Origin of the sequence: Lentzea sp. NPDC092896 (assembly GCF_044754905.1) — a bacterium.
Lineage (GTDB): Bacteria > Actinomycetota > Actinomycetes > Mycobacteriales > Pseudonocardiaceae > Lentzea.
Genome location: NZ_JBIVPX010000003.1, coordinates 574,122 through 586,241 on the forward strand (window position 1 = coordinate 574,122; position 12,120 = coordinate 586,241).

Here is a 12,120-nt window from a genome sequence, read left to right on the forward strand (position 1 = left end):
ATGAGCAACGACGTCGTCGACTACGCGGACGGCGCCGAGGATTCCGTTCTCGAACGGCTCCGCGCGGCGGCGGACGTCAGCGGTGGTTCAGCGGAGCTCGCCACGAACCTGGGTGGTTCGTGGGAGCTCAGCTACCACTTCTCCCCCCAGCGGCTCGCGCTGCTCGCGCCGCTGAACATCCAGCCGGGGCAACGGGTTCTGGACGTCGGCTGCGGCAGCGGCGTCCTGAGCCGGGCGATGGCCGAGGCCGGTGCGGACGTCGTCGGCGTCGAGGGCGTGCCGTTGCGCGCGGCCGCGGCGCGGGAACGCTGCCGCGACCTGCCGGGCGTGCGGATCGTCGACAGTCCCGCCGTCGAACTGAGCAGGCACGGCGAGTTCGACCTCGCGATGGTCTGCGGGGTGCTGGAGTACTGCGATCCCGAGCAACTGCTGGGTGACGTCGCGGACGCGCTGGACGACGACGGCGCGCTGGTGCTGGCGATCGAGAACCAGCTGGGGCTCGGCTACCTGCTCGGCAGGGCGGAGGACCACCGCGGCAAGTCGTGGGTCGGTCCCGCCGGCTATCCGGGTTCCGGTGCGCGGACGTGGAACAGGCAACGGCTCGGCGAACTGCTGGCGGACGCCGGTTTCACCGCCCAGCGCTGGCTGTTGCCGTACCCGGACTACAAGATCCCGCGGATCGTCGTGGACGCGGCGCTGCACGACCGTCCCGACGCACCCGAACTGATCGACAAGCTCGTGCGGGACCCGCTGCAGGGCGCGTTCGGCGGCACCACCGGCGCGGTGGCCGGAAGGCTGCCGCACCGGCTCGCCGTCGCGGACGGGTTCGGCGCGGCGGTGTCACCGTCGTTCCTCGTCATCGCCGCGCGCACGCAGAAGTCCGTCGAACGGACCCTGCGACCGGGCCTCGCCTGGATGGTCAACAACGGCAGGCTCCCGCAGTGGCGACGCTCGCGGACCCTGACCGCCGACCTCGACCTCGTGATGACCGACTGCCGCGAGACCAAGTCGGGCTGGCTGAGCCAGGTGCTGGTCGAACGCGACCCGGTGTTACCCGGTGTCGCTCTGGACAGCCTGCTGCTCGACGCCTTGGCGGACAACGACCTTCCGGCGCTGCGCGACCGGTTGAAGCGGTGGCGCGAGTACTGCGCGGCGGACGCGCGGCCCGCCACCGACGCGGACGTGCGGCACCCGTTCCTGCCCGGCCGCGACGGCGTCGCGGTGCTGCCGCCGGACTGCCTCGACGTGCATCCCGGCAACTTCATCGTCGCCGAGGACGGGACGTACCACCGGATCGACCTGGAGTGGCAGGCCGAGTCGGGTGTGGACGCCGAACTGGCGCTGGTGCGGGCTTTGCTGGAGTTCGCCCGCGAGGTCCACCGCAGTGCCGCCGCGCATCCGTGGCCCGCTCAGTGGACGATCCGGCAGCTCACCGAGGAACTGACCGAGCTCGCCGCACTGCCCGCGCCGAGGTGGGACGACCTGCTCCCGGCCGAGGCGACGCTGCAGGAACTGGTCAGCGGCACGGCGGCGGACGAGGTGCACGCCGCGCTGCTCAGCGAGCTCGACGTGCCCGGCAAGCCCAGGCTCTGGGAAGGGCCCGCGCTCACCGAACTGCAGGACATCGCGAACTCGGTGCCGCAGTTGCACGAGCAGATCACCGACCTGAACGCACAAGCGGTCGAGCTGAACGCGCATGCCGTCGAGCTGACGGAGAAGCTGCACGAACGCTCCCTCGAACTGGACGAGTTGCACGAGCAGTCGAACGCGGCCGCGGACACGCTGCGCAAGGAGATCAGCAGGCTGGACGAGCTGGCCGGCAACTCGCTGATCGAGCTCGCCGACACCGACGCACGCCTCGTCGAGCAGACGGCGCGTGCCGAACAGCTCGCCCAGGAGAACGCGGAACTGCGGGCACGCCTGGACAAGCTGAACTCGTCGTCGATCGTCCACATTGGACGTGACTACGTCTGGCCCGCCGCCCGTGCGGTGCGCGGCACGCGTGACCTCCTGCTCGGCAGGGGCGGCGAGGAGACCGACGCGGTGCTGCGCCGGCTGGGCCCGATCGCACCGCTGGTCGGTGGCCGGATCCGCGAGGTGAGCAAGCAGAACCGCGTCGAGCGCATGCGGTACGAGGTCGAGGTGCCGACCGACGAGGTCGCGGTCGGCCGCGGCCAGGTCGTCGAGCTCGAAGGCACGGCCGTGCACGACGACCTGCCGGTGCACGCCGTCGCCGTCCGCGCCGACGGCAGGACCTACCCCGGCACGATCGGCCATCCCGGCAACGGAATCCGGCTGCGCGTGCCGGTCCGGGCACGCACGTCACCTGGTTCCGTCACGCTCGAACTCCTGGTGACGCTGGCCGACGGCACGATCTTCCGCTGCGACCTGCCGCCGTTGCGCGTCCGTCCACAGTCGACGGTGAAGCGCGTCGAGGCCGTCTGGCCCGCCACCGGGCCCAAGGTCGCGATCTGTCTCGCCACCTACAACCCGCCGCGGCACCACTTCGCCGCCCAGCTCGACTCGATCCGCGCGCAGACCCACGAGAACTGGGTGTGCGTCATCAGCGACGACAGTTCGGACGAGGCCGGCTTGGCCACGCTGCACGACGTCGTGGGCGACGACCCGCGGTTCATCGTCGTCGAGCACGAGAAGAACGCCGGTTTCTACCGCAACTTCGAGCAGGCGCTGCAGCTCGTGCCGGCGGACGCCGAGTTCGTCGCGCTGTCCGACCAGGACGACCTGTGGGACACCGACAAGATCGAGACGATGCTGGCGGAGTTCGCCGACCCGTCGGTGCTGCTGGCGTACTGCAACATGCGGCTGGTCGACGACAACGGCACGGTGATCACCGACCGCGTGTGGAAGGACAGGCCGGACCAGATCACCGATCTGGAGCAGTTGTTGCTGCTCAACACGGTGACCGGCGCGGCGAGCATGGTGCGTGCGGACGTGCTGGCGCAGCGGATGCTGCCGTTGCCGCCGAGCACCCCGGCGTCGTATCACGACCAGTGGCTGGCCGCGTGCGCGTTGTCGATCGGCCGGATCGCGTTCGTCGACCGCGCGCTGCACTCCTACCGCCAGCACGGTGCGAACGTCACCGGCTGGCAGGTGCCGCGCCTCGCCGACGGCCTGCCCGGTCTCAAGGGCCTGGCCAGGTACGCGCTCGGCCTGGACCAGAACGCGTTGGCGCACAAGCAACCCGAGCTCGACCACATCGTCGAGCACGAGACGCGCCGGATCGCGCAGTTCGCCACGGTGCTGCTGATGCGCAACCACGACCTGATGCCGCCGGACACGGTCCAGCACGTCTCCCGGCTGACCACGGCCGAACGCCGGTTGTGGCCGCTGGTCCGCCTCGCGCTCGAAGGCGACCGCCCGGACACGGCGGGTGCCGAACGGAGGCTGCTCGCGGCCGCGTTGCTGCGGCGCGCTCAGCGTTAGCGGGTTCGAGCGGGCGCCAGACCGCATTCGACGAGCACGTCGTCCAGCACGTCGTCGCCCGCGCGCATGACGATCTGCGCCCACTCCTCCGCGCTCGCGAGCCGCGCGCGTTCGACGCCCGCGCGCACGGCGTCCTCGCGCTTGCGGTCGCGTGCGTACCGCTTCTCCCACCTGAGGTGTGGCAGCACGTCCAGGCGCAGCACCCGGACGGCCTGAGGCTGCCACTCGGTGATCTCCTCCGCGGGCGTGGCGGGGCCGAGCGCGAGGACGACGTCGTAGAGGCCGACGCGTTCGCGGCTCCACGTCGCCGGTTCGGCGTCGGACACGACCTCGATCCCGGCCGATCGCCAGTCGTGCTCTGGTTCCTCCGGCACGAACAGCGTGACGGCGGCCTCGCGGTCCCGTTCCCTGAGCTCGGTGAGCAGGGCGTCGTCGAGCTCCTCGCCGGCGACCACCAGGATCCGCGCGGAGGCGGGGTGGTCGCGCAGCCACCACAGCCGGTGGGTGTGCTCGTGGATGCCCAGCGACGGCGGGCGGTCCGCCAGGTCTTCGGCGTGACGCTTGCGGAACACCTCCCGGTTGATGTCGGAGAGGCGTTCGGCCGTGGCCGTCGAACTGGTGCCGTGCCGCACGTGCAGCACGCGTGACGCGGGCTGAACCCACACCTGCCAGCCGTGCCTGCGCAGCATGAACTGCAGATCGGTGTCCTCGTAGTAGGCGATGTGGTACTCCGGCGAGAACCCGCCGACCTCGTAGAAAGCCTTGCGCCGCATCACCAGGCACGCGGCCGACGCGTAGTCGACGACGCGCGGGTAGAACGAGTCGACGTCGTACTGCCCGTCGCCCCAGCCCCTGCTGTACGCGTCGCCGCCGAGGAGACTGCCCGCCTCCTGCACCCGTCCGTCGGGGAAGACCATCAACGGCGCGACCGCCGCGGCCTCCGGCCTGCCGTCCAGGAACTCGAGCAGCGGCGGCAGCCAGCCCTCGGTCACCTCGACGTCGGCGTTGAGGAAGCAGACGAACTCGGTACCCGCGTGCTCGACGCCGACGTTGCAGCCGGCACCGAACCCGAGGTTGGTGTCGAGCCGGACGACAGTCGCGTTCGTGAGGTTGTCCTCCAGCCACTGCCCGGTGCCGTCGGGCGACGCGCTGTCGACGACCACGACCTCGTACGGCTGGTCGGTGTGCTCGGCGAGGACCTCCAGGCAGCGCGCGGCCATCGGCCCGCCGCCGTAGGTGACCAGCACGAACGTGACGCGCGGGCTCACCGTCCGCGCAGCTTTCCGTAGACGACGCGGGGCAGCCGCGTCCACCGGTAGAGCTTGGTGCCGCGCATCGCCGCGAGCTCGGCCCGTTCCGCGGCCAGCGCGGCGAGCACGTCGCGATGCCGTTCCGCCAGCTCGGTGTGCAGCCGTCGTTCGGTGGCGAGGTCCGGTCCGACGTCACCGCTGCGGCTGAGCATGTGCTCGATGACGGCCTCGCGTTCGGCGATCAAGCGCGCGTGCAGCTGCTGGTGCGCCTTGCGCAGCGCACGGTTCTCCGCGGCGAGCATCGCGATGCGCGGTTCGACGGCACCTGTCCGTGCGAACGCGTCCTCCGCAAGCCGCGCCACGGCGTTGAGGTGCTCGTCCAGCACCCGGACGGCCTTGGCGGACCTCTCCACCTTGAGCGCGCGCCGCATGGCCGTGACGAGCCGGCTGGGGGCGGTGGCGATCTGCTCGGCGCTGCCGAACTGCTCGACGGCGGGCCGGTCGACGCCCTTCGGGTCGAAGAGCACCCAGGTCCGTTCGAACGACTGCGCGGCCGCCGCGACGTGCTCGTCGCCGGCCACCACCGCGGCCGCGTTCGCGATCAGGGCCAGCCGGTCCTCGACGACCGCGTCGTGCGGTAGCTCGGGCCAGCCGGTGTCGTCCGGTTTCGTGCCGGTGGGCATGACCACGACGTGGTCGATGGCCAGCAGTTCGGCGGCCTTGGCCACCGCGGGCCGCAACCGGACCAGTGGCGTGCTCTCGGTGACGTGCCAGAGCAGGTACTGCTGCTCGGGCAGCCTGCCGAGCTGCTGGAGGTGCTGCACGCGAGCCGTGAGGACCTCGGGCTCCACGAGCCGGTTGGCGAGCACGCCGAGGTTCGGCACGGCCTCCGCGTTCGGCCCGCCGTCCCTGGTCGACAGCACCTTGATGCCGGTCTGCCCGCCGCTCCTGACCGCGACCGCGACCGCGTTGCCGGGCAGTTCGGCGATCTCGACCGGCTCGGACGGCGACACGACGATCAGGTGGAAGTCGTCCGGCCCGACCGAACTGATCGGCAACGCGCCCAGTCCGCCGTCGGCCCGGTGCGAGTGCTCCCGCCGGGCGAGCGGACTGATCCGCCAATCACCGAGGCGTTCGCGCAGCTCCCGTCCGAGGACGCGCACAGGCAACTGGTCGCCAAGCCCGTCCAGCTCGGTGCTGCACAGCAAGCCGAGTGCTCCCCCAATGGCGGTTTCTTCACGCACCGGTCGGACTCTACTGGTCAGACCCCGCCAAGACCGGCGAGTCGCCAAGGTGCAACCCAGGACGAGTGCTACACGTCTAGTACGGGTGTAGGAGCCACTCGGAGGCGACACATGTTGATCAGCGTGACATTAGTCACATTGGGCGGTTTGGCGTTCTTGGTGCGAACCGTAGCGGTCCTCCTGGCCGTTTCCTCAACCAAGAAGGCCAACGATTACCCTGCGCCACAAACGTCCACCAATTGAGATACTCGTTCGGAGTACGTCTTACGGCGGAACGTTGACTTAACGTACGATCCTTTCGGGTCGTATGACTGATCAGTCACCCGAAGGGGACCTCACAGGGGTAGGTGCGCCATGGACCACGCACTGAACAAGGTCATCGAGCTGCGCGAGAGTGGCTTTCAGTTCCTCCACCTGAGGGACGACGCCGGGCAGCTCGACCGAATCATGGCGTTCAAGCAGCGCAGAGGCTTCATCGACTCGATCCTGTTCTGGTCGGAGACGGAAGCGCGCGCAGGACGCCTGCCAGCGGTTCGTGACTCGGCCAGGCCGGCTCAGGCCGTGTGGATCTACGAGGGCCCGTTGGTCGAGGCCGTGGACAGGCTGCTGGACCTGCCTGAGCCCGGCGCTCGCAACGCTCCCTCGTTGATGAAGGCGACCGCGTCCGATCTGGCTGTCGTGACAACGCTGCCGTTCAAGCTGAAGCTGCCGCCAGGGGCCATCGCCTAGGTCGGTCAGTCATTTTCAAAGTCGCCGCGTATTGCGGCGACTTTGAACCATGTCCGAGTTCGGCGCCTCGATGACAAGGCCTGTCCTGTTCTCCGGCGGACCTCGTGTGTCCAATACGACCAGAATCATGACGTTCGGTAGCAAGCCGTGTTGCGCCCCTAAAGGATGAAGAACTTCCCTCGCCTGAGTTACGCAGCTTGATGTAGAGGGCCCGGACCCAGAAACGTTCGCGCCCATGAACCTCAGGAAGACCGTCGCGGGGGCCGCTGTTGCCCTCGGCAGCGCTACCGTCATGCTCGGCCTGGGTGGTATCGCACATGCGGACACCGGGTCCGCCGCCGCTCACACCGCGCCCGACCTGGGTGGCCAGCTGGGCGACATCGCGCAGGCAGGCGACCTCGCGCACGTCAACACCGCCGACGCCGCGGGCAAGATCCAGGCGATCAACGCGCAGGACGTGGACGTCAACGCGCTCGTCGAGAACGTCGACGCTGGTGCGACCGGCCTTCCGGCCTCCACGCTGCTCGGCCTGAACGAGCCGGCCGGCGTGCCGACCGGTGCCGCGTCCGTCGACATCTGATCTGACCGACCAGCACTTCCTGGCCGGGGCGGCGCCCGATTCCCTCCCCCTCGAATCGGGCGCCGTTCCACTTTTCTAGGAGCGGAACGTCTTGAGCATCAAGAAGATCGTCGCTTCCGCCGGTATCGCCGCGGGTGCGATCGCCGCCATGGCGGGCACCGCGAGCGCCGCGCCGCAGCTTCCCGACGTCGACCCGATCGGCAAGGTCAGCGAGCTCGGCGACAGCGCAGGCGTCAGCACGCTGCACAACTTCGGTGGCAACGTGGAGATGATCCACGACGGCACCCACGTCATCGGCGGCTAGAGCTACCGGCCTGCCGCGTAGCCCTGCGCGCCGCGTGCGTTCGCGCCGGCGCGCAGCAGTCCGTCGAAGGCGTCCCTCGCCACGGCGGACATCCGGCCGAGAGTCCACTCGCCGGCGTCCACGACCTGGTGGCCACGCGATCGCAACGCATCCAGGACGTCCGCGCCGGCGCGGGACTCGATGACGAGTTCGCCCGGCGTCCAGGCCCTCGGGTAGAACGAGCTCGGGAACGCGTTCGAGTGCCACATCGGCGAGTCGATCGCCTCCTGCAGGTTCAGGCCCGCGCGGTGCGCCAGCCAGAACCCGAGCTGCCACTGGTCCTGCTGATCGCCGCCAGGCGTGCCGAACGCCAGCGCGGGACGGCCGTCGCGCAACGCCATCGACGGCGACAGCGTGGTCCGCGGGCGCTTTCCTGGAGCCAGCGAGTTCGGCAGATCCCTGTCCAGCCAGAACATCTGGGCACGACTGCCCAGGCAGAAGCCGAGCGACGGAATCGTCGGCGACGACTGCAGCCAGCCGCCGGACGGGGTCGCGGAGACCATGTTGCCCCAGCGGTCCACTACGTCCACGTGCACGGTGTCGCCGCGCGTCACGCCGGAGCGTTCCACGGTCGGTTCGCCGATCGCACCCGTCGGGTCGGAGATCGCGACCGACGGACCGCTGACGATGTGCTGGGGCAGCAACGGTTCCCGGCCGTCAGGTGAGCCCGGCCGAAGCTCGAGGGACGCCGAGTCGGAGATCAGCGCACGGCGTTCGGAGGCGTAAGCCCGCGACAGCAGGGTTTCCAGCGGCACGTCCGGAGCATCGCCGTACCAGGCCTCGCGGTCGGCGAACGCCAGCTTCGCGGCCTCGACGGCGAGGTGCACGGTCTCGGCGGTGGGCTTGCCGTCCACATAGGACAGGTCGTAGCCCTCCAGCAACCGCAGCTGCTGCGCCAGAACGGGTCCCTGCGTCCACGCGCCGGCCTTGACGAGCGACCACTCACCGAAGTCGGCGACGACCGCGTCCTCGTACGACGCCTCCCACGACGCCATGTCGGCACCGGTCAGCACACCCGCGTGGTCACGACCCGAGTCGTCGCGGAACTCCGAACGGCAGAACTCGTCGACCTGCGCCGCGACGAACCCCTGCGACCACGCCCGGCGCGCGGCCTCGATCTGCGCCTCGCGGTCGGAGCCTGCGGCCTCGGCGGCGGCCAGCAGCCACTCCCAGGTGTCGGCGAGCTTCGGGTTGCGGAAACGGCCGCCGGGAGCCGGCAGGACGCCGTCGGGCATCCACTGCGCGGCGGACGTCGGCCAGTGGTCGCGGAAGAGGTCCGAGACGAGTCCGATGGTGTGCACGGCGCGTTCGACCAGCGGGAAACCGTCGCGGGCGTACCCGATCGCCCGGTCGAGCACCTCACGCAACGACTTGGTGCCGTGGTCACGCAGCAGGGTGAGCCAGCCGTCCCACGCGCCGGGCACCGTCGCGGCCAGCAACCCGCTGCCCGGCACCAGCGAAAGACCCAGATCCGCGTAGTGCTCGATCGACGCTCCGGCGGGCGCCACGCCCTGTCCGCAGAGCACGCGCGGGGCCGCTCCTGCGGCCGAGAAGATGATCGGCACCTCGCCGCCGGGGCCGTTGAGGTGGGGTTCCACCACCTGCAACACGAAGCCGGCGGTCACGGCGGCGTCGAAGGCGTTGCCGCCGTCCTCCAGCACCGCCATGGCCGACGCGGAGGCCAGCCAGTGGGTCGAAGCGACCATGCCGAAGGTGCCGACGAGTTCGGGGCGCGTGGTGAACACCCAATAAAGGTATGCGACGCTAACTATTTTGTGTGACTCCAAGTGACGTATGCCCTAGACCCGAACGGAGCAGCACCCGGAGAACGTACGACTTTGGTCGTAGCGGACCGTGACAGATCTCCTACCAGAGGTCTACCGGCGCGGACGATGTTTCGAACACGTTCGAACGGCACAGTTCAGGGCATGGGAATTCTGGGTGTCGCGACGATCTTCATCGGCCTCGCGCTCGTGGCAGCGGTGCCGTTGGTGGCCCTGCTCCACTGGACCGACCGTTGAGTTCGAGGTAACGAGCGTTAACCTCCTCGCGAGCAGTTCGCTTCGAGGAGGATGAAGGCATGGAGATCTCGGGTACCGCGGCCATCGTCACCGGTGGCGCGTCCGGTCTCGGCGGCGCGACCGCACGTGCGCTGGCGGCGCGTGGAGCGCAGGTGTTCGCTCTCGACCTGCCGAGCGCCATCGCGAACGCCGACGCGATCGAGAACGTCACCTACCTGGCCGCCGACGTGACCTCGGGCGAAGAGGTCCAGGCCGCCGTCGACACCGCGGCCGGTTCCGGCGCCCCGCTGCGCATCACGGTGAACTGCGCGGGCATCGGCCCGTCGTCCCGGACCGTCGGCAAGACCGGCCCGCACGACCTCGACCTCTACCGCAAGGTCATCGAGGTCAACCTCATCGGCTCGTTCAACGTCCTGCGCCTGGCCGCCGCGGCCATGGGCAAGACCGACGAGCTGGAGCACGGCGCCCGCGGCGTCATCATCAACACCGCGTCGATCGCCGCGTTCGACGGCCAGATCGGCCAGGTCGCCTACGCCTCGTCCAAGGGCGGCGTCGTCGGCATGACCCTCCCGGCCGCCCGCGACCTGAGCAACGTCGGCATCCGCGTGCTCACCATCGCGCCCGGCATCGTCGACACCCCGATGCTCGCCACGGTCTCCGACGAGTTCCGCGCGGGCCTCGCCGCCGGCGTGCCGTTCCCGAAGCGCCTGGCCCAGCCGTCCGAGTACGCGCAGCTCGCGCTCTCGATCATCGAGCACGACTACCTGAACGGAGAGGTCATCCGCATGGACGGCGCTCTCCGCATGGCACCCCGCTAGAGCTCTCCGGCAAAAGGCAGTCTGGACATGGCGTCCGAGGTCATCCACTCGCGCAGGCGATGGGTGGCCCGGACGTCGTCCTCGTTGTACTCCAGCAACCGCCGCCGCTGATCGGTGTCGAGCGCGTCGCCGTTCATCCCGACCGCAGACCGGTACCAGCGCATGGAGTTCTCGCCGCCAGCCTCGGGATCCCGCCACGAGAACCCGGCCACCGGCGCGATCACCTTCAGGCCCTTGCCGTGCGCGCACAGGAACTGCTCGCGGACGATGCCGAACAGGTCGACCCACGAGTCCGAGTTGATGAACTCCTTGATCTGCGCGATCGTCGGAATCCCCGGCTTGCCCGCGAACCGTTCCGCGGACGCCAGCAGCCAGCGGTTCTCCGCCAGCTCGTTGTAGCAGTAGGCGCGGAACGACAGCCCGCGTGCCTTGGCCCGCAACCGGATCCCGGTCAGCCAGGTCCAGAACTCGGCGAACGACCGTGCCTCGTCGTCGCACGGCAGCGGGTCCCACGTGACGAAGGCGCGGTAGCCGTGCTCCTCGTCGATGTCCTTTCCGGACAGCAGGCAGCCCCACATGTACGCGCCCAGATCGCCGAAGCTCTCCATGTCGACGTCGACCTCGACGTCCGCGCGCGGCACGTTCATCTCGGGCACCCTGCGCACCAGCGTCAGGTCGCGCAGCCACGCCCGCGCCAGCACCACGGCGTCGCCGAACGGCATGCCGACGAGCTGGATCGGACCGGTCGCCGCGGGGTCCAGCTCTGCCAGCTCGTCCACAGTGGACAGGCCGATCTTCCGCAACGCCACCGCGTCCTCGCCGCGCACGACGAGGCTGACGTCCCGGCCACGCCGGAGATCGTCGTCGCAGGTTGGCCACCACGGGCAGGTCTTGCAGTCGACGATCCGCGACGGCCGGGCGAGCGGTTCCTGCTCGTTCGCCGCCGCCAGCGCCACGGCCAGCCGGTCGCTGAACCGGGCGTCGTACTCGGCCAGCGCGTTGCGGCCGCCCGGCCACGTCGGCGCCTCCAGGTCGTGCCACAGCACCACGTCGGCGTCCATGCCGATCACGCCACCCGTGGCGCGGCCGTTGCGCGCGTACCCGGCCGCCTGCAGCTGCCGTTGCGCGTGGGCCAGCCGCAGCTGGTCACGGGGCTGGGGACGGACCTTGCGATGCGGGTCCGTGCGGCTGCCGTCGGGCAACGGCATCGTCAACGGGCTCGTGCGCGCGCCCTGGCCGGGATCGGTGATCTTGTGCCGGACCACGAGCACCGGCACGTACCCGGAGGAGTCCTTGACCAGCAGGTCGATTCCGCCACGACGGCCACCGCGTGGATCACGGGGCAGGGCGGCGCCCCAGATGTACTGGGCGCCCATCTCCATCGCCGCGAGCGTCACCCGTTCCCGGTCGGCACTGCGCACATCGGGTCCGCTCGGCACCTCGAAGAGGTTCGAGCCGACGATCCTGCCGAGCGCGTCCGCCACCGCACGCCGATGGTTGGTCGCGTCCGCTTTCCGTTGTTCCGAAGCCGGATCTGGCGCCGCCCTGGGAACGTCGCGCATGTCCGGATCGTTTTCGAGGTGCACCCGCCGCCGACAACGAGTGACCACGCCGGCGTCTAGCTGCACCTGGAAAGTCACAGGACGAGGGTATGTCGCGCGTCGAGGAGATGTGTCGGCAACCTGGGCAGT

9 protein-coding genes are annotated in these 12,120 nt (G+C 69.9%); 5 read left to right on the forward strand and 4 right to left on the reverse strand.

The annotated features are described in order from the left end of the window. Positions 1–3,444 carry a glycosyltransferase gene (locus tag ACIQF0_RS18530; RefSeq protein ID WP_401030802.1) on the forward strand — a complete coding sequence of 1,148 codons (3,444 nt, stop codon included), beginning with the start codon at positions 1–3 and terminating at the stop codon, positions 3,442–3,444. Here ACIQF0_RS18530 and ACIQF0_RS18535 read toward each other — a convergent pair. Together ACIQF0_RS18535 and ACIQF0_RS18540 are read right to left on the reverse strand one after the other, a co-directional pair. Then, positions 3,441–4,712: a glycosyltransferase family 2 protein gene (locus ACIQF0_RS18535; RefSeq protein WP_401030804.1), complete on the reverse strand. Its 1,272-nt coding sequence runs from the start codon at positions 4,710–4,712 to the stop codon at positions 3,441–3,443. The two genes, ACIQF0_RS18530 and ACIQF0_RS18535, sit on opposite strands and share 4 nt — an antisense overlap. Then, a complete protein-coding gene (locus tag ACIQF0_RS18540) occupies positions 4,709–5,938 on the reverse strand; it encodes a hypothetical protein (protein WP_401030806.1) in 1,230 nt (409 codons plus the stop codon). The genes ACIQF0_RS18535 and ACIQF0_RS18540 overlap by 4 nt, the downstream gene beginning before the upstream one ends. A gap of 354 nt (positions 5,939–6,292) precedes the next feature. Here ACIQF0_RS18540 and ACIQF0_RS18545 point away from each other — a divergent pair, with 354 nt between their 5' ends. From ACIQF0_RS18545 to ACIQF0_RS18555, 3 genes are all read left to right on the forward strand, one after another. Beyond that, positions 6,293–6,667, forward strand: coding sequence for a hypothetical protein (locus tag ACIQF0_RS18545; RefSeq protein WP_093594958.1), 375 nt, complete (start codon positions 6,293–6,295; stop codon positions 6,665–6,667). A 235-nt stretch (positions 6,668–6,902) separates the two neighbouring features. Continuing rightward, positions 6,903–7,247, forward strand: a complete 345-nt coding sequence (locus ACIQF0_RS18550) for a hypothetical protein (protein WP_360047110.1) — start codon at positions 6,903–6,905, stop codon at positions 7,245–7,247. A gap of 91 nt (positions 7,248–7,338) precedes the next feature. Next, positions 7,339–7,551, forward strand: a complete 213-nt coding sequence (locus ACIQF0_RS18555; RefSeq protein ID WP_360047109.1) for a hypothetical protein — start codon at positions 7,339–7,341, stop codon at positions 7,549–7,551. 2 nt (positions 7,552–7,553) lie between these two features. Here the strand turns inward: ACIQF0_RS18555 and ACIQF0_RS18560 are convergent, their stop codons facing one another. After that, positions 7,554–9,335, reverse strand: a complete 1,782-nt coding sequence (locus tag ACIQF0_RS18560) for a gamma-glutamyltransferase family protein (protein WP_401030809.1) — start codon at positions 9,333–9,335, stop codon at positions 7,554–7,556. Between the two features lie 335 nt (positions 9,336–9,670). Here ACIQF0_RS18560 and ACIQF0_RS18565 point away from each other — a divergent pair, with 335 nt between their 5' ends. After that, positions 9,671–10,429, forward strand: coding sequence for an SDR family NAD(P)-dependent oxidoreductase (locus ACIQF0_RS18565; protein ID WP_401030810.1), 759 nt, complete (start codon positions 9,671–9,673; stop codon positions 10,427–10,429). Here the strand turns inward: ACIQF0_RS18565 and ACIQF0_RS18570 are convergent. Next, entirely contained in the window at positions 10,426–12,069 is a 1,644-nt protein-coding gene (locus ACIQF0_RS18570) for a TM0106 family RecB-like putative nuclease (RefSeq protein WP_401030812.1), read from the reverse strand. The genes ACIQF0_RS18565 and ACIQF0_RS18570 overlap by 4 nt on opposite strands. Positions 12,070–12,120 lie beyond the last annotated feature (51 nt).